Consider the following 21,900-nt stretch of genomic DNA (forward strand, 5'->3'; position numbering starts at 1 on the left):
AACAGTTTTAAGGTATTAAGGATTGATTATGGCAAAACCAATTGTTTTTAGTGGCGTGCAGCCTTCTGGTGAATTAACTATCGGAAATTATTTGGGCGCGTTGCGCAACTGGGTGAAAATGCAAGAAGATTATGAATGTATTTTCTGCGTAGTTGATTTACATGCGATCACTGTGCGTCAAGATCCTGTTGCCCTTCGCAAAGCAACGCTTGATGTGCTTGCACTTTATTTGGCGTGTGGAATTGATCCAAATAAAAGTACTATTTTTGTTCAATCTCACGTTCCAGAACACACGCAATTAAGCTGGGTGTTAAACTGCTACACTTATTTTGGTGAAATGAGCCGAATGACACAATTCAAAGATAAATCAGCGCGTTATGCAGAAAATATTAACGTGGGTTTGTTTGATTATCCAGTGTTAATGGCGGCGGATATTTTACTTTATCAAGCAAAAAGCGTGCCTGTTGGCGATGACCAAAAACAACACTTAGAAATTACGCGTGATATTGCAAACCGCTTTAATGCAATTTATGGCAATATTTTCACCATTCCTGAAATTTTCATTGGAAAAGCTGGTGCGCGTATTATGTCATTGCAAGATCCTGAAAAGAAAATGTCAAAATCAGATGATAACCGCAACAACGTGGTGACACTTTTAGAAGATCCAAAATCTGTGGCGAAGAAAATTAAACGTGCCGTAACAGATTCAGATGAGCCGCCTGTTGTTCGTTATGATGTGAAAAATAAAGCGGGTGTATCCAATCTTTTAGATATTCTTTCTGCGGTTACAGATAAGCCAATTGCTGATCTTGAAAAAGAATTTGAAGGTAAAATGTACGGACATTTAAAAACAGCAGTAGCGGATGAAGTATCAACTTTACTTGTTGGTTTACAAGAACGTTTCCATCAATATCGTAATGATGAAGCTTTATTAGATAATATCTTACGACAAGGTGCGGAGAAAGCGCGTGCAAAAGCACAAGAAACCTTGGTGAAAGTGTATGAAGCAGTAGGTTTTGTTGTTGCAAAATAATCTGAATAAAAGGGATAATATTATGGTGATTCAAACTGAAAAACCGATTGAATGTGTAGGTTGTAACACATTTGATATGAAATCACTTTTCGATAATCGTGATTGTAGTCAGGTTATTGAATATGTTTATGACAGTGAAGAACAAGCGCAAGAAGCGCTCGCATTTTTTACTCAGAAAGCGCGTGATGTAGAAAGTGAACCTTGTGAAATTCAATCTGAAATTACAAAAGTGGATGGTGGTTATTTATTAAAAGCAGATTTCACTTTCTGTTGCCAAGCTGAATTGGTGATTTTTCAAATGCGTATTGCGTAAGAAAAATCGCTGAAAAATAAGCCGCACTTTTGCGGCTTATTTTGTTTTTTAGGATTCGTTTTCTACAAAGCTTAAGGCGGTTTCAACTACTTCAACTCCCGCACCTTGTTTAAACGCATTTTCGCTTAAATAGCGTCGCCATTGACGAGCGCCTTTGCAATTTTGGAATGCGCCTAACATATGACGGACGATATGATTAAGGTGTATGCCTTGGCTAAGTTGTTGCTCAATATAGGGAAGCATTGACTGTACCGCTTCATGAGCGGTAACAATTGGTGCGTTAAGATCAAATAAGGCTTGGTCAATTTGCCCAAGTAAACTTGGATTTTGATAGGCCTCTCTCCCAACCATCACGCCGTCCACATATTGTAAATGTTGTTTCATTTCTTCAATAGTTTTTATACCGCCATTAATTGCGATAGTTAGATGTGGAAAATCACGTTTTAGTTGATATACCCGGGCATAATCTAATGGCGGAATTTCTCGATTTTCTTTTGGGCTTAATCCTGAAAGCCAAGCTTTTCGTGCGTGGATAATAAACTCTTGGCAACCTTTTCCTTGAACCTTTTCAATAAAATCACATAAAAATTCATAGCTATCTAATTCATCAATGCCAATACGCGTTTTCACCGTGACTGGAATTTTGACCGCACTTTGCATTTGTTCTACACAGTCTGCCACCAAATCTGCTTTCGCCATTAAGCAAGCGCCAAACATTCCATTTTGTACGCGATCAGAAGGGCATCCTACATTAAGATTAATTTCGTGATAACCTCGTTCCTCAGCAAGTTTTGCACAATATTTGAGTTGTTCAGGATCGCATCCACCCAGCTGTAACGCAACGGGATTTTCTTGTAAATCAAAATCCAAGTGATCGTATTTGGCATGGATAATCGCAGGCGCAGTGACCATTTCAGTGTAAAGTAACGCATGCTTTGAAAATTGGCGATGAAAATAACGACAATGGCGTGTTGTCCAATCTAACATTGGCGCAACAGAAAAACGGCCGCGGTAAAAGTGCGGTAGATTTTGAGGCATTTTTATTTCTCTTATTTGGTTTTGCTGCGTAATTCTTCGGCTTGGCGAGTTTGCATTTGTTGGCGAAAACGACCAGCAGCAAAGTGGTAAAATGGTTTTGGGCTAAATTGGCGCGAGATTATGGATGCAATAATGCTGGAAATCAAGAGCCAAATGAGAACGGGTTGCGCGCCTGTCATTTCCATTACAACAACACTGGCAGTAACTGGAGATTGTGTGCCGCCAGCTAAAAATGCCGCCATACATAAAATCACCAAAAAACGTTGATCGATCATACCGCTACTGAGATCCCAAAGCATTGCGCCAATGCCTGCGCCTGTTGTCAATGATGGGGTAAAGATACCACCGGCAATACCATTCCAATAAGTGGTTACTGTTGCCAAAAGTTTAAGGATGCCAATTTCAGGCTCTATGGCTTGCCCTTCTAAAGCGCGCGCAACAACCTCATAGCCAGTACCATAAGTTTGTCCATGAGTGTAACTGCCGAGTGCGGCAAGCACTAAACCCAATAATAAAGCAATATAAATAGGATGTTGGCGAACCCAGCCTCGCCATTTTTCAGGTGATAATCCTGCGATACCTTTTGCTAATAATCGTCCAAATATGCCACCTAGAATGCCACAAACCACCCCACAAATTGCAAGCCAAAGATAGAGATAAGAAACAGATGTTGCCCCTTGATAACGTGGAAAATAAGGGCTGTTTCCTTGAATCGCGACAAGAATAAAACCAGCAGCTAATACCCCCATCAATACGCGTCGTTCCCAACGTAACATTACTCCACGTCCAAGTTCTTCAATTGCAAATATCACCCCAGCCAAAGGTGCATTAAAGGCAGCTGCAAGCCCACCCGCTGCACCTGTCGCAAGTAATTCATTAGTGCTTAATCCTCTAAACGCTAAATTATGTTTTCTACAATAATTCCCCCACTCCAGCATGACAGCCGCACCAACTTGTACTGATGGACCTTCACGTCCAACCGATGCACCAATAAGCATTGCCAGAAAGGTAAGAGGAATTTTCCAAATAGTTTGGCTGAATTCAACTAATTTGGTTTTATAGCTACTATGAGGAAGATTAATTGATGCAATCACTTGCGGAATACCGCTTCCTCCAACATAGGGAGTATATTTTTTCGTAAACCAAGTCAGGCAAGCCATGCCTAGGGGTAACACAAACCAAACTGCAATAGGATATTGAGATGACCAGTGAGCGTTTAGTTCTAGACCAAGATCGGATAATTTAGCAAAGCCAAATGAAAAGAGTGAGACAAATGTTGCACCTATAATTAGGCAGATAAATTCTAAACTTTTGTGGGAAATTCTGTGTGTTTGACGTAGCTTTTTATGGAAGAAATAGCGTAAGTGAAATTTGAGCGAGCGTAACATAATGATTGTAATTTAATACTAATTAAGTAGAAATTATAAAACTGTCATTTCGCTAGGGCAATTGGTTTGGCATTTTGAATGAAAAAGTGCGGTGAATTTTGGAAGCGTTTTTGTACACAACTAAAGATCCTTTCACGGATCTTTGGCGCTGTTTAATTATTGACAACAAACCTCAGAACGATTAAAATTCGCCGTCTATTTCTGTATGGAAGTAGATTTTTTGAACAACATTCTATTATTGAATAACATTTAAACTGGAGCTTTTTTAATGGCAACTATCAACCAGCTAGTACGCAAACCGCGTGTGAAAAAGGTTGTAAAAAGCAACGTTCCTGCATTAGAGGCTTGCCCGCAGAAACGTGGTGTATGTACTCGTGTATATACTACAACTCCTAAAAAACCAAACTCAGCGTTACGTAAAGTATGTCGTATCCGCTTAACTAACGGTTTTGAAGTAACTTCTTATATCGGTGGTGAAGGTCACAACCTTCAAGAGCACAGTGTTGTATTAATCCGTGGTGGTCGTGTTAAAGACTTACCAGGTGTGCGTTACCACACAGTACGCGGTGCATTAGACTGCGCAGGCGTTAAAGATCGTAAACAAGGTCGTTCTAAATACGGCGTTAAACGTCCTAAAGCTTAATGGTTCTCCGTTAAGTAAGGCCAAACGTCTAAATTAGCAAAACAATTTAAACCATAAACTCCAGTCAAAAAGCGCTTTGCGCTGCAAATTTTCTCAAAGAGAAATATTGCTGATGGGTTTTGGATATCCTGAAGATTAAAATACGGAGAAATTCGCAATGCCACGTCGTCGTAGTATTGAAGCACGCAAGATTCTTCCAGATCCGAAGTTCGGTTCAGAATTACTTGCAAAATTTATTAATGTAATCATGGTAGACGGTAAAAAATCCGTTGCTGAATCAATCGTTTATGGTGCTTTAGAAACTTTAGCACAACGCACAGGTAAAGAGCCTTTAGAAGCGTTTGAAGTTGCACTTGAAAACGTACGTCCAACTGTTGAGGTTAAATCTCGCCGTGTTGGTGGTTCTACTTACCAAGTACCAGTTGAAGTGCGTCCTGTACGTCGTAACGCATTAGGTATGCGTTGGATCGTTGAAGCAGCACGTAAACGTGGTGATAAATCAATGGCTTTACGCCTTGCAAACGAATTATCTGATGCTTCAGATAATAAAGGTGCAGCAGTGAAAAAACGTGAAGATGTTCACCGCATGGCTGAAGCTAACAAAGCATTTGCTCACTACCGTTGGTAATAAGTTTTGAATTTAAAGGGCTTCATCATTGATGAAGCCTTACCCTTATATAAACTGATATTAAATAAACAAGGTTATAATAATGGCTCGTACAACCCCTATTGAAAGATATCGTAATATCGGTATCAGTGCGCATATTGATGCGGGTAAAACCACGACTACTGAGCGTATCTTATTCTATACTGGTGTTAGCCACAAAATCGGCGAAGTGCACGATGGTGCAGCAACGATGGACTGGATGGAACAAGAACAAGAGCGTGGTATTACCATTACCTCTGCGGCAACAACTGCATTCTGGTCTGGTATGTCACAACAGTTCCAACAACACCGCATCAATGTTATCGATACTCCAGGACACGTAGACTTTACTGTTGAAGTAGAACGTTCTATGCGTGTTCTTGATGGTGCGGTAATGGTTTACTGTGCGGTTGGTGGTGTTCAACCACAATCTGAAACTGTATGGCGTCAAGCTAACAAATATCAAGTGCCACGTATTGCGTTCGTAAACAAGATGGACCGTACTGGTGCAAATTTCTTACGCGTAGTTGAGCAATTGAAAACTCGTTTAGGTGCTAACGCAGTTCCTCTTCAACTTCCAATTGGTGCAGAAGATAACTTCACTGGTGTTGTTGACTTGATCAAAATGAAAGCGATCAACTGGAACGAAGCTGATCAAGGTATGACCTTCACCTATGAAGATGTACCTGCAAATATGCAAGCAGACTGCGAAGAATGGCGTCAAAACCTTGTTGAAGCAGCGGCTGAAGCATCTGAAGAATTAATGGAAAAATACCTTGGCGGTGAAGATCTTTCTGAAGAAGAAATCAAACTTGCATTACGTCAACGTGTATTAGCAAACGAAATCATCTTAGTAACTTGTGGTTCTGCGTTCAAAAACAAAGGTGTTCAAGCTATGCTGGATGCCGTTGTTGAATACTTACCGGCACCAACTGATATTCCGGCGATCAAAGGTATCAACCTTGATGAAACTGAAGGTGAGCGTCACGCAAGCGATGAAGAACCATTCTCTTCATTAGCATTCAAAATTGCAACTGACCCATTCGTAGGTAACTTAACCTTCTTCCGTGTATATTCTGGTGTTATTAATTCTGGTGACACAGTATTAAACTCTGTACGTCAAAAACGCGAACGTTTTGGTCGTATCGTACAGATGCACGCTAACAAACGTGAAGAAATTAAAGAAGTTCGTGCAGGTGACATTGCAGCTGCTATTGGCTTAAAAGATGTAACTACTGGTGATACATTATGTGCAATTGAAGCACCAATCATCCTTGAGCGTATGGAATTCCCAGAGCCAGTAATCTCTGTTGCGGTAGAACCAAAAACTAAAGCTGACCAAGAAAAAATGGGCTTAGCATTAGGTCGTTTAGCACAAGAAGACCCTTCATTCCGTGTTCACACTGATGAAGAATCTGGTGAAACTATCATCTCTGGTATGGGTGAATTACACTTAGATATCATCGTTGACCGTATGAAACGTGAGTTCAAAGTGGAAGCTAACATCGGTAAACCACAAGTGTCTTACCGTGAAACTATCCGCACTCGTGTTAACGATGTGGAAGGTAAGCATGCAAAACAATCTGGTGGTCGCGGTCAATATGGTCACGTTGTTATCGACTTATATCCATTAGATCCAGAAGGCCCAGGTTACGAATTCGTAAATGAAATCAAAGGTGGTGTAATCCCTGGTGAATACATTCCTGCGGTTGATAAAGGTATCCAAGAACAGCTTAAATCTGGTCCATTAGCGGGCTACCCAGTAGTTGATCTTGGTGTACGTTTACACTTCGGTTCATACCATGATGTGGACTCATCTGAGTTAGCGTTTAAACTTGCTGCATCTTTAGCATTTAAAGCAGCATTCGCAAAAGCAAACCCAGTATTACTTGAGCCGATTATGAAAGTTGAAGTTGAAACTCCACCTGAATATGTTGGTGATGTAATTGGTGACTTAAGCCGTCGTCGTGCTATGGTGAACGGTCAAGAAGCGAATGAGTTCGTTGTTAAGATCGATGCTGAAGTTCCACTTTCAGAAATGTTCGGCTATGCAACAGACTTACGTTCACAAACTCAAGGTCGTGCATCTTACTCAATGGAACCGTTAAAATATGCTGAAGCTCCAACAAGTGTTGCAGCTGCAGTAATTGAAGCGCGTAAAAAATAATTTTTGTAAACCAGCGGTGTAAAACATGAGTGTTTTATACCGCACTTCTTAGGAAACATTAGCAATGTCTAAAGAAAAATTTGAACGTACAAAACCGCACGTAAACGTGGGTACAATCGGCCACGTTGACCACGGTAAAACAACTTTAACAGCAGCAATCACAACCGTATTATCTAAACACTACGGTGGTGCAGCTCGCGCATTTGACCAAATCGATAACGCGCCAGAAGAAAAAGCGCGTGGTATCACCATCAACACTTCACACGTTGAATACGATACAGCAACTCGTCACTACGCACACGTTGACTGTCCGGGACACGCCGACTATGTTAAAAACATGATTACTGGTGCGGCACAAATGGATGGTGCTATCTTAGTAGTAGCAGCAACTGATGGTCCAATGCCACAAACTCGTGAGCACATCTTATTAGGTCGCCAAGTAGGTGTTCCATACATCATCGTATTCTTAAACAAATGCGACATGGTAGATGACGAAGAGTTATTAGAATTAGTAGAAATGGAAGTGCGTGAACTTCTATCTCAATATGACTTCCCAGGTGACGATACTCCAATCGTACGTGGTTCTGCATTACAAGCATTAAACGGCGTAGCAGAATGGGAAGAAAAAATCCTTGAATTAGCAAACCACTTAGATACTTACATCCCAGAACCAGAGCGTGCGATTGACCAACCGTTCCTTCTTCCAATCGAAGACGTGTTCTCAATCTCAGGTCGTGGTACTGTAGTAACAGGTCGTGTAGAACGTGGTATCATCCGTACTGGTGATGAAGTAGAAATCGTAGGTATCAAAGATACAGCGAAAACTACAGTAACGGGTGTTGAAATGTTCCGTAAATTACTTGACGAAGGTCGTGCAGGTGAAAACATCGGTGCATTATTACGTGGTACTAAACGTGAAGAAATCGAACGTGGTCAAGTATTAGCGAAACCAGGTTCAATCACACCACATACTGACTTCGAATCAGAAGTGTACGTATTATCAAAAGAAGAAGGTGGTCGTCATACTCCATTCTTCAAAGGTTACCGTCCACAATTCTATTTCCGTACAACTGACGTAACTGGTACAATTGAATTACCAGAAGGCGTGGAAATGGTAATGCCTGGTGATAACATCAAAATGACAGTAAGCTTAATCCACCCAATCGCGATGGACCAAGGTTTACGTTTCGCAATCCGTGAAGGTGGTCGTACAGTTGGTGCGGGCGTTGTAGCGAAAATCATCAAATAATAGATGCAGCGAAATAGTCTAAGAGACAAGTAAGAGAAAAGTGCGGTGAATTTTCATCGCACTTTTTTGTTTATGAGTATTAGATATATCTCTATAATATTTATAATTATCAAGCTACATTTATCAGATTAGTATCTTATCTTTAATTGATTAAATAGGTCTTTTATTTCATCTAATGACAATGATCTAAATGCACCATTTTTTAAATTATTAATGGATAAATCGCCGATATTTACTCTTATTAGCCGTAAAGTGGGGAAACCAATATGGGCGGTCATTCTACGAACTTGACGATTACGCCCTTCACTAATTTTTATTTCTAGCCAACTTGTTGGAATATTTTTACGATCTCGGATCGGCGGGCTTCGTTCCCATAGGTTAGGTTCGGAGATATGGCGTACTTTAGCTGGGCTAGTTATGCCATCTTTAAGTTTTACGCCTTTTCTAAGTTGATCTAAAGTTTTTTCTTCGGGTATTCCTTCAATTTGTACCCAATAAGTTTTTTCTGTTTTAAATTGAGGATCTGCTAAGCGATGTTGTAGTTCGCCATTGTTAGTTAGAATCAATAATCCCTCACTATCTCTATCTAATCGTCCTGCTGCATAAACATTTGGAATAGAAATAAAATCTTTTAATGTGCGACGACCTTGCTCATCAGTAAATTGAGTAAGCACGTCAAAGGGTTTATTAAATACGATAACTTTCGTTTCTTTTAGTGAGAGGAGTTTAAACTTTGACTTTTGCTTGAAAGTGCGGTGAAAATTATTCGAATTTTGTTTGATCTTATTTAAAGAGAAAGATGATGAATGTTTTTTCATTGCTTATTTCTCATACCAAATTCGGTTCACATAGAGAATTATTTTGCCAGAGGGCGTTTTTACATGGATTTCATCGTCAACGCTTTTACCGATTAAAGCACGCGCAACAGGAGAATCAATGGAGATCCAGTTTTTAGCAGGATCGAATTCATCACAACCGACTAGGCGATATTGCTTCACTTCTCCCTCTTCATTTTCTAGCTCAACCCACGCACCAAAAAACACTTTACCTTCTTGTTTTGGGCTGTAATCTACTATTTGTAGCACTTCTAGTCGTTTAGAAAGAAAACGTACTCGACGATCAATTTCACGTAAACGACGTTTTCCGTAAATATATTCTGCGTTTTCGCTACGATCGCCTAGCGCAGCTGCATCTGAGACTGCTTGAGTAACTTTTGGGCGTTCTTCTTTCCACAAAAACTTGAGTTCTTGATCAAGCTCATTCCAGCCTTGACGGGTAATATAATTTGATTTTGCCATAATAAAAATAAAAGAAAGTTTTTCGAATTATATTTGAGCCAACAGCCTAAAACCAGTATTCTATCCCCGTTTTTTCTCGAATCCTTTCATAACAAAGAAGTATGACAATGTTAAATCAACAAATTAGCCAAATTATTGCGGCTGAATTAACCGTTCAGCCTCAACAAATCCTTGCTGCTATTCAATTATTAGATGATGGCAACACCATTCCATTTATCGCCCGTTATCGTAAAGAAGCCACAGGTGGCTTAGATGATACCCAGCTTCGTCATTTTGAAACCCGTTTAATTTATTTGCGTGAATTAGAAGATCGTCGTCAAACCATTTTGAAATCTATTGAAGATCAAGGGAAATTGACCGATGAACTGCGTGACAAAATCCATGCGACACAAAGCAAAACTGAATTAGAGGATTTATATTTACCGTACAAACCAAAACGTCGTACCAAAGGACAAATTGCCATTGAAGCTGGTCTTGAGCCATTGGCCGATTTACTTTGGAGCGAGTCAAAAAATGATCCAGAATCAACCGCACTTTCCTTTGTTGATGCTGAAAAAGGCGTAGCTGATAGCAAAGCTGCGTTAGACGGTGCACGCTATATTTTAATGGAGCGTTTTGCTGAAGATGCGGGCTTATTAGCGAAAGTACGTGATTATTTAGCGAAAAATGCCGTTATCGTATCCAAAGTGATCGAAGGCAAAGAAACGGAAGGCGCAAAATTCCAAGATTATTTCGACCACCAAGAATTATTGAAAAATGTGCCTTCTCACCGTGCATTAGCCATGTTCCGTGGACGTAATGAGGGCATTTTACAATTAAGCTTAAATGCAGATCCCGATGCGGAAGAGGGAAGTCGTCAAAGTTATTGTGAAGAGATTATTCGTGATTATTTAGATGTCCGTTTCACGGGGCAGCCTGCAGATAAATGGCGTGAGCAAGTGATTGCGTGGACATGGAAAATCAAAGTTTCGTTGCATTTAGAAACGGAATTAATGGCAAGTTTACGTGAAAAAGCGGAAGAAGAAGCCATTGATGTTTTTGCTCGAAATCTGACCGCACTTTTAATGGCTGCACCGGCTGGCGCGAAAAGCACTATGGGCTTGGACCCGGGCTTGCGTACGGGAGTTAAAGTCGCAGTGGTGGATAACACCGGTAAATTATTAGATACCACCACCATTTATCCACACACGGGGCGTGAAGCCGAAGCACAAGTGGCGATTTTCAGCTTGATCCGCAAACATAACGTGGAATTAATTGCTATTGGTAACGGTACGGCTTCTCGTGAAACCGAACGTTTTGCGAAAGAAGTGATTAAAGAAATCAAAGAAAATAAACCACAAACCGTTGTGGTGAGCGAAGCAGGCGCATCGGTTTATTCTGCTTCTGAATTTGCGGCAAATGAATTCCCAAATTTAGATGTATCTTTGCGTGGTGCGGTATCTATCGCCCGTCGTTTACAAGATCCATTGGCCGAATTAGTAAAAATCGAACCGAAAGCCATTGGTGTCGGGCAATATCAACATGATGTAAACCAAACCCAACTTGCGCGTAAACTCGATGCGGTGGTGGAAGACTGTGTAAACGCGGTAGGGGTAGATTTGAATACGGCATCCGCACCATTACTTGCTCGCGTGGCAGGGATGACGAAAACTTTAGCGCAAAACATTGTGGAATATCGTGATGAAAATGGTCGTTTTGAAAGCCGTGCAGAATTGAAAAAAGTGCCACGTTTAGGGCCAAAAGCCTTTGAGCAATGTGCAGGCTTTATGCGTATTGCTGGCGGGAAAAATCCACTTGATGCTTCAGGGGTTCACCCAGAAGCTTACCCTGTGGTCGAAAAAATCTTGCAAGCTACCGCACAATCTATCCAAGATTTAATGGGCAATGCGGGTGTGGTACGTCAGCTTGATGCAAAACAATTCATTGATGAGCAATTTGGTTTACCGACCGTTCAAGATATTTTCAAAGAATTGGAAAAACCAGGTCGTGATCCTCGTGGTGAGTTTAAAACGGCTGTATTCGCAGAAGGCGTGGAAGAAATCACCGATTTAAAACCGGGTATGATTTTAGAAGGTACCGTCACTAATGTAACCAACTTCGGCGCATTTGTGGATATCGGTGTTCATCAAGACGGTTTAGTGCATATTTCATCATTAAGCGATAAATTCGTCGAAGATCCACATCAAGTGGTGAAAACTGGCGATATCGTGAAAGTGAAAGTCTTAGAAGTGGATGTGCCGCGTAAACGTATTGCGTTAACGATGCGATTAGATGAAAGTGCGGTCAAAAATGACAGTAAATCTGACCGCACTTTATCTGCAAGACCTCGTGGAAATACGCAACGAGAGGAGCGTAGTTCAAGAGGTAATAATGCGATGGGTAATGCTTTTGCTGATGCGCTAAAAAATTGGAAAAAATAACAAGTTATAGGGCGAAATTATTTGCCCTTTTTTATAACTATCCTTTCCCGAAAAGCATCGCCAAAACGGCGATTTTTTGCTATAATCTCGCCCAATTTTTATTTACAAAAGAATGAGATAAATTATGTCAGAAACGACCAATGATAACTATGGTGCATCGAGCATTAAAGTATTAAAAGGCCTTGATGCGGTGCGTAAACGTCCAGGTATGTATATCGGTGATACCGATGACGGTACTGGTTTGCACCATATGGTATTTGAAGTGGTGGATAATGCCATTGATGAAGCCCTCGCTGGCCATTGTTCCGATATTATCGTGACAATTCATGATGATAATTCTGTATCGGTACAAGATGATGGGCGTGGTATTCCTGTGGATATTCACCCAGAAGAAGGCGTTTCTGCAGCAGAAGTTATCATGACCGTGCTTCACGCTGGCGGTAAATTTGACGATAACTCTTATAAAGTATCGGGCGGATTACACGGTGTGGGCGTATCAGTGGTGAATGCACTTTCTGATAAATTACAATTAACCATTCGTCGTCAAGGTCACGTTTATGAGCAATTCTATCATTTAGGTGAGCCACAAGCACCATTAACAGTTATTGGCGGCACAGAGGCAACGGGGACAACGGTTCGTTTCTGGCCAAGCTCGGATATTTTTGCTATCACAACCTTTGATTACAAAATCTTAGCAAAACGCTTACGTGAGCTTTCTTTCTTGAACTCAGGCGTATCCATTCGCTTAATTGATAAACGCGATGGCTCTGAAGATCATTTCCATTACGAAGGCGGTATTCAAGCATTCGTAGAATATTTGAACAAAAATAAAAACCCAATTCATCCTAAACCATTTTATTTTACAGCTGAGAAAGATGGTATCGGCGTAGAAGTCGCCTTGCAGTGGAATGATGGTGTAAATGAAAACGTGTATTGCTTCACCAATAATATTCCTCAACGTGATGGCGGTACTCATCTAGCAGGTTTCCGTGGGGCTTTAACTCGTAGCTTAAATAGCTATATGGAAAACGAAGGCATGCTGAAAAAAGAAAAAGTGGCGACTTCAGGCGATGATGCACGTGAAGGTTTGGTGGCGATTATTTCAGTTAAAGTACCTGATCCAAAATTCTCATCGCAAACTAAAGACAAACTCGTGTCTTCAGAAGTTAAAAGTGCGGTGGAATCTGCGATGAATGAAAAAATGCAGGAATATTTATTGGAAAATCCTGCAGATGCAAAAATCATTGTAAACCAAATTATTATGGCTGCTCGTGCGCGCGAAGCAGCACGCAAAGCTCGTGAAATGACGCGCCGTAAAGGGGCATTAGATATTGCAGGTTTACCGGGTAAACTTGCAGACTGCCAAGAAAAAGATCCTGCGCTTTCTGAACTTTACTTGGTGGAGGGTGACTCTGCGGGTGGTTCTGCAAAAGTTGGTCGCGATCGTAAAACTCAAGCAATTTTGCCATTGAAAGGTAAAATCTTAAACGTAGAAAAAGCACGTTTTGACAAAATGTTGTCTTCCCAAGAAGTGGGCACATTAATTACTGCTTTAGGCTGCGGTATTGGTCGTGATGAATATAACCCAGATAAATTACGCTATCATCATATCATTATCATGACCGATGCTGATGTGGATGGTTCTCACATTCGTACGTTGCTTTTAACATTCTTCTATCGTCAAATGCCTGAGCTTATTGAGCGTGGTTATGTTTACATTGCTCAGCCGCCACTTTACAAAGTGAAAAAAGGAAAACAAGAACGCTACATTAAAGATGCGGATGAAATGGAGCAATATGAATTAACGCTTGCTTTAGATGGCGCAGAATTACATATTAGCGCAAATGCACCGGCAATGAATGCCCTTGTATTTGAAAAATTGGTGGCAGAATATAACAGCGTACAAAAACTTATCGGTCGCTTAAGTCGCCATTATCCAACGCCTGTGTTGCAAGGATTAATTTATCAGTCGCCAATTTCTGTTGAAATGATGAAAGACGAAAGTGCGGTTGAAAATTGGGGTAAATCTTTTGTTGAACAACTGACTGCAAAAGAAACAGAAGCGCATCAATATTCAGTGCGTACACAATTTAACGCGGAACGCCAAGTATATGAAGCTGTGATTACGGTTCGTAAACACGGTATTGATACCGATTATTTCTTGAATTTTGATTTTGTTCACGGCAATGAATACGCGAAAATTGTTTCTCTTAATAAACAACTCAATGGTTTATTGGAAGAAGGCGCTTATGTTACACGCGGTGAAAAAGTACAACCAGTGCGTAGCTTTGAACAAGCTGTTGAATGGCTAGTGAAAGAATCTCGTAAAGGCCTTGAAGTACAACGTTATAAAGGACTTGGTGAAATGAACGCAGATCAACTTTGGGAAACCACAATGGATCCAAATTCACGTCGTATGTTGAAGGTTTCTATTAAGGATGCCGTTGCGGCGGATCAACTCTTCACGACCTTAATGGGAGATGAAGTTGAGCCACGCCGCGAGTTCATTGAGCTGAATGCGTTACGTGCAAATTTAGATATTTAGTTGAAATATAGCAAGAAAAATAACCGTGCTTGTAAGATTAAGTGCGGTTATTTTTTTATTCAAAGTGATCTTGGTGTTTAAATTTCAGTAAATTACGTCTTTCTTGTTTGTTTGGGCGACGATCAGGATGGGGCATAGATAATGCATTATTTTTACGAGCCCATGCTATTTCTTCACGTTTTTTTAGGCTTGTTTCCGTTTCTCGGTAAAGTAATTGCGCATCAGGAGCGCCACGACGTTGATCACTTAATGCAAGTACTTCAACTTCTTTTTCTTCATTCCCTTGGCGTAATTTTATTAATGCACCTAGTTCTACAATTTTACTAACTTTTGCACGTTGTCCATTGTAGTGTATTTTCCCCCCTTCAATCATGGTTTTGGCGATAGTACGAGTTTTGTAAAAACGTGCTGCCCATAACCATTTATCTAAGCGGACACCTTCTTTGCTAGCCATGAATTTACCTTTGGGATTACGTTATTATTGAATAAGATAGTATCACAAATCTTATTTATTGCATTTTTATTAAATTAGGAAAGAGAAATACCGCTTAATTTAAATATTTTCTAATTGAATAAAATTAAGATTAAAAGTACTTGAAAAAATATGTGTTTTTTGCGATTTTTAAAGTGTTCTCTTTTTTTACTTAAGGATGTAACATATGCATAACGAAAACTTAAAAGAATTGACCTTTCGAGGGATCATCCTCGGCGCATTGATTACAGTGATTTTCACTGCATCCAATGTGTATCTCGGTCTAAAAGTGGGGATGACATTCGCGTCATCTATTCCGGCGGCTGTCATTTCTATGGCGGTACTCAAATTTTTCAAAGATTCTAGTATTCTTGAAAATAACATGGTGCAAACACAAGCATCTTCAGCGGGGACACTTTCTTCTGTGATCTTCGTCTTACCAGGCTTATTAATGATGGGTTACTGGCAAGACTTCCCATTCTGGCAAACTATGTTGATTTGTGCTGCTGGTGGTACATTGGGCGTGTTATTCACCATTCCATTACGCCGTGCGATGGTGGTAAACAGTGATTTACCTTATCCTGAAGGTGTAGCTGCTGCAGAAATCTTAAAAGCAGGTAATCATGCAGATGGCGATAGCGGTGTGAAAGATATTGCTTACGGTGGTGTTTTAGCGGGATTAGTTGCATTTTTAACTAACGGTTTACGCGTGATGGCTGATGGTGCAAGCGCTTGGATTCAAACTGGTAAAGCGGCTTTCCAATTACCAATGGGCTTTTCGCTTGCCTTGCTTGGTGCAGGTTATTTAATTGGTATCGTAGGCGGTATTGCGATGTTAATCGGTGTTATTTTGACTTGGGGTGTGGCTGTGCCATATTTCACGATGTCAGGTGATATCGCGGCAGACGCAAGCTTAATTGATGCTGCAATGGTGGTTTGGAAAACTAAAGTACGCTTTATTGGTGTGGGTACAATTGGTATCGCAGCGATTTGGACATTGCTGATTTTAATGAAACCAATGATTGAAGGGATGATACATTCTTTCCGTATGTTGAAAGGTGGACAGGCTGAATCTGAGCATCGCGTTGATATCGACCTTTCTCCAAAAACAATGATTTATATCTTAATCGCGACAGTTGTGTTAATTGTTATTTCATTACACCACTTTATCGCGGCTGCACCGATTTCACCTGAGCTTTCCATTTTATTAGTGGTAGTTTGTACTTTCTTAGCTGTATTTATCGGCTTCTTCGTGGCTGCAGCTTCTGGTTATATGGCGGGTTTAGTGGGTTCATCTTCAAGCCCAATTTCTGGTATCGGGATTATTTCTGTTATCGTGATTTCATTGGTATTGGTGTCAATCGGTAATGCATCAGGCTTATTTGAAACCGTAGATGGTCAGAAATTTTTGACCGCACTTACACTCTTTACTGCGTCAATTGTCTTAACCACCGCAACGATTTCTAATGATAACTTGCAAGATTTAAAAACCGGTTTATTAGTGGATGCAACACCTTGGCGCCAACAAGTAGCATTAATTATCGGCTGCTTTGTCGGTGCGCTTGTTATCGCACCAGTATTAGAAATCTTATATCACGCGTATGGTTTCAGCGGTGCGTTGCCACGTCCAGATATGGATCCTTCACAAGCGCTATCTGCACCACAAGCAACATTAATGACCACTATTTCTCAAGGTATTTTCACCAATAAATTGGAATGGACTTACATCTTAACTGGTGTGGTTTTGGGTGCTGTGTTAATTACGATTGATGCATTCTTGAAAAAAGTCAGTAACAAAGTTTTTGGCTTGCCAGTTATTGCCGTGGGGATTGGTATTTACTTACCACCATCAATTAATATGCCTGTGATTGTTGGTGCATTCTTAGCATGGATCATGACTCGTCATATTGCAAAACTTGGTAACAAAGAAGTGTCAGCTAAAGCAGAACGTTTCGGTACCCTTTTTTCTGCAGGTTTAATCGTAGGTGAAAGCTTAATGGGGGTGATTTTAGCATTCATTATTGCGGCTTCTGTTACTACCGGTGGTTCTGAAGCGCCATTATCCTTAAATCTTGAAAACTGGGATACTATTGGCGAGTGGTTAGGTTTAATCGTATTTATCGTGGGCATTGTTATTTTTGCATCTCGCGTATTACGTGCGAAAAAATCTGATTAATCCTTAAATTTATTTTAGAATAGGCTACCTTTGGGATAGCCTATTTTTTTATTATGAAATCTTATTTAAAAACACTTATTTTTTTTCCTCTAATTTTACAAGTAATCGTCACCGCACTTTTGATTTGGTTCGATGATGATTCAAGTGGCGTTATCGTTCCTTTTTCTAGCTATGCTCTCACAGCATTTCTTCTTGCCACCATTCCCGCATTTTTAACCGCACTTTTAGCTATAAAATTCCGTTACACACGTTATAACATTGCTTCGATTGTATTAGTTTCATCGATCATTTCATTTGTTTACTGCAATATGGCATCTTATTTTTATTTACTATTGCTCGGCGAACAAGAAACGTCCTTTTGGGGCTGGTTGACCGAAGGTGGATTATCCCTAGGGTTAATAAGCACATGCGGAATGGTATTTTATGCTCTATTTGTGATGCCGTGGTTGCTGCCAAAAACAAGAGAATAATTTTATGCTGACGCTAAACGAACACTTACTTAATCAAGTATTGCTGATTGCTTATCAAGCGGGTAAGCATTTGCAACAGTTTTATCAAAAACAGGTGCATGTTGAATTGAAAGAAGACAACACGCCTGTGACGGAAGCGGATCTTTTTGTGAGCCAATTTTTAACAGAAAAATTAACCGCACTTTTCCCTAATGTCCCTGTTCTTTCTGAAGAAAATTGTCATATTTCCTTTGAAGAACGTAAAAATTGGAAAGAATATTGGTTGATTGATCCCCTTGATGGTACACAACAATTTATTAATCGTACCGATCAATTTTCTGTGTTGATAACCTTAGTTCGTAAAAATAAACCAGTGTTAAGCGTTATTCACGCGCCAGTTTTATCAATCACTTATTATGCAATGGATAATTTCGGCGCGTTTAAAAAACAAGTAGATCAAGTAAAAAAACTCACTAAAAACACGATGAATTTTGACCGCCCTTTACGAATTGTCGTAGGTGCAACCACTTCTCAAGAAAAAGTGCGGTCTATTTTACCGAAGGATTTTCCTTGTGAATTTGTTGTGGTAGGTTCAAGTAGCTTAAAAAGCGGTTTAGTGGCTGAAGGTGCAGTAGATTGTTATGTTCGTTTAGGACAAACAGGCGAATGGGATACTGCTGGCGCTGAAGTGTTGCTGTGTGAAATTCACGGTGCCATTTTTGACTCTCATTTTGAGCCTTTAACCTATAACCAACGTGAAACCTTGATTAATCCGCATTTTGTCATGGTGGGCGATCAATCGCTCGATTGGCGTTCTATCTTTCAATTTAATTGATTGGTTCGATTGGTTTTTTTCTCTAGAATACGGCATTATTTTCGAGATTACTCGGAATCTTATAAGGAATAATTATGCAAACTGATAATAACTGTATCGTCATTTTTGGCGCGTCTGGTGACTTAACTCACCGTAAACTCATTCCAGCTCTTTATAATCTCTACAAAATCGGGCGTTTGAGTGAAAACTTTTCCGTTCTAGGTGTTGCTCGCTCTGAGTTGAACGATGAAACTTTCCGCGAAAAAATGCGTGAGGCGTTAATCCATAATGAAGAAACAACACCAGAAACCTTAGATGCTTTCTGCTCTCATCTTTATTACCAAGCAGTGAATACTTCGGATGCTCAAGATTACGGTAAACTTGTGCCACGCTTAGATGACCTTCATGATAAATATAAAACCTGTGGTAACACCCTTTACTATATGTCCACTCCTCCAAGTCTTTATGGCGTGATTCCTGAGTGTTTGGCTGCACATGGTTTAAATACGGAAGAATATGGCTGGAAGCGTATTATTGTTGAAAAACCGTTTGGTTATGATGAAAAAACAGCGCAAGCGTTAGACGTACAAATCCACCGTTTCTTTGAAGAACACCAAATTTATCGTATCGACCATTATTTAGGTAAAGAAACCGTTCAAAACTTGCTCGTATTACGTTTCTCAAATGGTTGGTTTGAACCGCTTTGGAATCGTAATTTCATTGATTATGTAGAAATTACTGGTGCAGAATCTATTGGCGTGGAAGAGCGCGGTGGCTATTATGATGGTTCTGGCGCAATGCGCGATATGTTCCAAAACCATTTATTGCAAGTATTAGCGATGGTGGCAATGGAGCCGCCAGCGATTATTAATGCGAACTCCATGCGTGATGAAGTAGCAAAAGTGATGCATAGTTTGCGTCCATTAACTGTCGAAGATATGGAGCATAATCTCGTTTTAGGTCAATATACTGCAGCTGAAATTAACGGCAAAATGGAAAAGGGCTATCTAGAAGAAAAAGGTGTACCGGCAGATTCTCGCACTGAAACTTACATCGCATTGCGTTGTGAAATTGAAAACTGGCGTTGGGCTGGTGTGCCATTCTATGTCCGTACGGGTAAACGCTTACCGGCTCGAGTGACTGAAATTGTGATCCATTTTAAAACTACGCCACATCCTGTGTTCAGCCAAAATGCACCAGAGAATAAATTGATTATTCGTATTCAACCTGATGAAGCAATTTCAATGCGTTTTGGTTTGAAAAAACCAGGCGCAGGTTTTGAAGCGAAAGAAGTATCAATGGATTTCCGTTATGCAGATTTAGCAGGCGCACAAGTATTAACCGCTTATGAACGCTTATTGTTAGATGCGATGAAAGGCGATGCAACCTTGTTTGCTCGTACTGATGCTGTGCATGCTGCATGGAAATTTGTGCAGCCAATTTTGAATTACAAAGAAGCAGGCGGTCGAGTTTACGAATATGAAGCCGGCACTTGGGGCCCTGTTGCGGCGGAAAAACTTATCGCAAAAAGTGGTCGCGTATGGCGTAAACCAAGCGGTAAAATGAAGAAAAAGGTTTAGTCATCAATATCTCGCCTTCTTCAATGAATAGAAGAAGGCTTATCACCGAATAGAGAGAAACAAACATGAACACCATTACCTTCCCAACAGCTCAACATGCTGTTGAAAAGATTGCCCAAGAATTTGTGATTTATAGCCAATTAAATCACCCTGTGCATATTTCTCTTTCTGGCGGTTCAACGCCTAAGCTGTTATTCAAAACTTTAGCCAAAGCGCCTTATACCGAACAAATCAACTGGAAGAATCTGCATTTTTGGTGGGGTGATGATCGCATGGTTCCGCCAACAGATTCAGAAAGCAACTATGGTGAAGTGCAAAAACTCTTATTCGATTATATTCAAATTCCCGCAGAAAATATCCACCGAATTCGTGGCGAAAATGAACCGCACTTTGAGTTAAAACGTTTCGAAGAAGAATTAAGTGCGGTCATTCCAAACGGTGTTTTTGATTGGATCATTTTAGGTATGGGAACTGACGGTCATACCGCTTCTCTTTTCCCATATCAAACCAATTTAGATGATGAAAACCTAGCTATCATTGCTAAACACCCTGAAAGTGGTCAAATTCGCATTTCTAAAACAGCCAAACTTATTGAACAAGCCAAACGCATTACCTACTTAGTCACAGGCGAAAGCAAAGCGAATATTTTAAAAGAAATCCAAAGCACGACATCAGAAAACCTGCCTTATCCTGCTGCCAAAATTCAGGCGAAAAACGGCGTGACGGAATGGTATTTAGATAAAGCGGCGGCTAAATTGCTATAACAGGTTGGCATCAATATTATAGGCTTGCAAAATGATAGACTACAAAGTGAATGAACCGATTTCAGTTAAACAATTTATTGAATTGCTAAATAAAACAACGCTCGGGGCACACCGTCCGTTAGAGGATGAAAAACGTGTCGCAGCGATGCTGCACCATGCAGATTTATTAGTCACCGCTTGGGATGGTGAACGATTAGTGGGTGCTGCACGTTCGGTGACGGATTTTGCCTATTGCTGTTATTTATCTGATTTAGCAGTTGATGAACAATATCAAAAACAAGGTATCGGTTTGCAATTGATTGAACACACTAAGCAAGCCCTACATCCACAAGCCAAAATTGTGCTTTTATCGGCTCCACAAGCCGTGGATTATTATCCGCATATTGGATTTACGCAGCATATGAGTGCGTGGACGAGGAGTTAATTTATTAGCATTGTACGGACTAAAATAAGATATAGATACATCAGATGCAGGGTGACTTTAATGTTAAATTTAGATAATAAAAAATTTATTGCTGTTGAAAACACCGCAAATGGTGAGGTTAGTAGCCAAACAGAATTTCATTACCATCAACAAGGTGAAATGATTTGGGCTGAATATTGTGGTGGTGAAATTTTAAAAGGTTTTTTAATTGGAAAATGGATTAACGATACTCAAGTTGAATTTACGTATCAACATTTAAATCAATCTCTAGAAAATCGTTTGGGGCGTTGTTGTACCACATTTTCTTTAGAAAATAGTAAACTCATTGGTCATGAAAAATGGCAGTGGTTAGACACGTTAGAGCAAGGTAACTCGTTAATTAGAGAAATTTAAGTGAGGTTTTACCGCGGTAGAATATCTGTAATAACCTTCACATACTTTATAAAAAAATACGAAATAATAGGTGCGTGAGCACCTTACA

20 protein-coding genes are annotated in these 21,900 nt (G+C 40.2%); 15 read left to right on the forward strand and 5 right to left on the reverse strand.

What is annotated here, in order from left to right:
* Positions 1-28 precede the first annotated feature (28 nt).
* Both trpS and FE813_RS03440 read left to right on the forward strand, forming a co-directional pair.
* Positions 29-1,033, forward strand: coding sequence for a tryptophan--tRNA ligase (trpS, locus tag FE813_RS03435; protein WP_139989445.1), 1,005 nt, complete (start codon positions 29-31; stop codon positions 1,031-1,033).
* 22 nt (positions 1,034-1,055) lie between these two features.
* The gene (locus FE813_RS03440; protein ID WP_139989446.1) at positions 1,056-1,346 is read left to right on the forward strand and encodes a YfcZ/YiiS family protein; all 291 of its coding nucleotides are present in this window, start codon (positions 1,056-1,058) and stop codon (positions 1,344-1,346) included.
* Positions 1,347-1,394: 48 nt separating this feature from the next.
* Here the strand turns inward: FE813_RS03440 and dusA are convergent, their stop codons facing one another.
* Positions 1,395-2,384, reverse strand: a complete 990-nt coding sequence (gene dusA / locus FE813_RS03445; protein ID WP_139989447.1) for a tRNA dihydrouridine(20/20a) synthase DusA — start codon at positions 2,382-2,384, stop codon at positions 1,395-1,397.
* A gap of 11 nt (positions 2,385-2,395) precedes the next feature.
* Entirely contained in the window at positions 2,396-3,772 is a 1,377-nt protein-coding gene (locus FE813_RS03450; protein WP_180978675.1) for a chloride channel protein, read from the reverse strand.
* A 268-nt stretch (positions 3,773-4,040) separates the two neighbouring features.
* On the opposite strand from FE813_RS03450, the gene rpsL reads away from it, so the two are divergent.
* The 4 genes from rpsL (at position 4,041) to tuf (ending at position 8,477) form a co-directional block, all read left to right on the forward strand.
* Positions 4,041-4,415 carry a 30S ribosomal protein S12 gene (gene rpsL / locus FE813_RS03455; RefSeq protein WP_005543325.1) on the forward strand — a complete coding sequence of 125 codons (375 nt, stop codon included), beginning with the start codon at positions 4,041-4,043 and terminating at the stop codon, positions 4,413-4,415.
* Positions 4,416-4,572: 157 nt separating this feature from the next.
* Complete coding sequence (rpsG, locus tag FE813_RS03460) at positions 4,573-5,043, forward strand: 30S ribosomal protein S7 (RefSeq protein ID WP_038440497.1); 471 nt, start codon at positions 4,573-4,575, stop codon at positions 5,041-5,043.
* 82 nt (positions 5,044-5,125) lie between these two features.
* Positions 5,126-7,228 (forward strand): elongation factor G, encoded by a 2,103-nt coding sequence (gene fusA, locus FE813_RS03465; protein WP_009501123.1) that lies wholly within the window; start codon positions 5,126-5,128, stop codon positions 7,226-7,228.
* A gap of 64 nt (positions 7,229-7,292) precedes the next feature.
* Positions 7,293-8,477 (forward strand): elongation factor Tu, encoded by a 1,185-nt coding sequence (gene tuf / locus FE813_RS03470; RefSeq protein WP_005646706.1) that lies wholly within the window; start codon positions 7,293-7,295, stop codon positions 8,475-8,477.
* Positions 8,478-8,605: 128 nt separating this feature from the next.
* Here tuf and FE813_RS03475 read toward each other — a convergent pair whose 3' ends face one another.
* Together FE813_RS03475 and greB are read right to left on the reverse strand one after the other, a co-directional pair.
* Positions 8,606-9,295, reverse strand: a complete 690-nt coding sequence (locus tag FE813_RS03475) for an rRNA large subunit pseudouridine synthase E (protein ID WP_139989448.1) — start codon at positions 9,293-9,295, stop codon at positions 8,606-8,608.
* A 3-nt stretch (positions 9,296-9,298) separates the two neighbouring features.
* On the reverse strand, positions 9,299-9,775 hold the full coding sequence (greB, locus tag FE813_RS03480) for a transcription elongation factor GreB (RefSeq protein ID WP_048953387.1): 477 nt from the start codon (positions 9,773-9,775) through the stop codon (positions 9,299-9,301).
* Between the two features lie 107 nt (positions 9,776-9,882).
* Between greB and FE813_RS03485 the strand changes: the two genes are divergently transcribed.
* Together FE813_RS03485 and gyrB are read left to right on the forward strand one after the other, a co-directional pair.
* Positions 9,883-12,195 (forward strand): Tex family protein, encoded by a 2,313-nt coding sequence (locus tag FE813_RS03485; protein WP_139989449.1) that lies wholly within the window; start codon positions 9,883-9,885, stop codon positions 12,193-12,195.
* Between the two features lie 124 nt (positions 12,196-12,319).
* The gene (gene gyrB / locus FE813_RS03490; protein WP_139989450.1) at positions 12,320-14,740 is read left to right on the forward strand and encodes a DNA topoisomerase (ATP-hydrolyzing) subunit B; all 2,421 of its coding nucleotides are present in this window, start codon (positions 12,320-12,322) and stop codon (positions 14,738-14,740) included.
* Positions 14,741-14,795: 55 nt separating this feature from the next.
* On the opposite strand, the gene hslR is transcribed toward gyrB, so the two are convergent.
* The gene (hslR, locus tag FE813_RS03495) at positions 14,796-15,194 is read right to left on the reverse strand and encodes a ribosome-associated heat shock protein Hsp15 (RefSeq protein WP_048953393.1); all 399 of its coding nucleotides are present in this window, start codon (positions 15,192-15,194) and stop codon (positions 14,796-14,798) included.
* A gap of 205 nt (positions 15,195-15,399) precedes the next feature.
* On the opposite strand from hslR, the gene FE813_RS03500 reads away from it, so the two are divergent.
* The 7 genes from FE813_RS03500 (at position 15,400) to FE813_RS03530 (ending at position 21,812) form a co-directional block, all read left to right on the forward strand.
* Positions 15,400-17,388 (forward strand): OPT family oligopeptide transporter, encoded by a 1,989-nt coding sequence (locus FE813_RS03500; RefSeq protein ID WP_139989451.1) that lies wholly within the window; start codon positions 15,400-15,402, stop codon positions 17,386-17,388.
* A gap of 53 nt (positions 17,389-17,441) precedes the next feature.
* The gene (locus tag FE813_RS03505; protein ID WP_139989452.1) at positions 17,442-17,858 is read left to right on the forward strand and encodes an HI_0559 family membrane protein; all 417 of its coding nucleotides are present in this window, start codon (positions 17,442-17,444) and stop codon (positions 17,856-17,858) included.
* A gap of 4 nt (positions 17,859-17,862) precedes the next feature.
* On the forward strand, positions 17,863-18,672 hold the full coding sequence (cysQ, locus tag FE813_RS03510) for a 3'(2'),5'-bisphosphate nucleotidase CysQ (protein WP_139989453.1): 810 nt from the start codon (positions 17,863-17,865) through the stop codon (positions 18,670-18,672).
* 74 nt (positions 18,673-18,746) lie between these two features.
* On the forward strand, positions 18,747-20,231 hold the full coding sequence (gene zwf / locus FE813_RS03515; RefSeq protein WP_139989454.1) for a glucose-6-phosphate dehydrogenase: 1,485 nt from the start codon (positions 18,747-18,749) through the stop codon (positions 20,229-20,231).
* Positions 20,232-20,296: 65 nt separating this feature from the next.
* A complete protein-coding gene (gene pgl / locus FE813_RS03520; RefSeq protein ID WP_139989455.1) occupies positions 20,297-20,995 on the forward strand; it encodes a 6-phosphogluconolactonase in 699 nt (232 codons plus the stop codon).
* A gap of 31 nt (positions 20,996-21,026) precedes the next feature.
* Positions 21,027-21,419 (forward strand): GNAT family N-acetyltransferase, encoded by a 393-nt coding sequence (locus tag FE813_RS03525; RefSeq protein WP_139989456.1) that lies wholly within the window; start codon positions 21,027-21,029, stop codon positions 21,417-21,419.
* Between the two features lie 60 nt (positions 21,420-21,479).
* Positions 21,480-21,812 carry an avidin-fold protein gene (locus FE813_RS03530; RefSeq protein ID WP_139989457.1) on the forward strand — a complete coding sequence of 111 codons (333 nt, stop codon included), beginning with the start codon at positions 21,480-21,482 and terminating at the stop codon, positions 21,810-21,812.
* The last annotated feature ends 88 nt before the right edge of the window (positions 21,813-21,900 follow it).

The sequence above is a fragment of the Haemophilus seminalis genome, from assembly GCF_006384255.1.
GTDB classification, from domain to species: Bacteria; Pseudomonadota; Gammaproteobacteria; order Enterobacterales; family Pasteurellaceae; genus Haemophilus; species Haemophilus seminalis.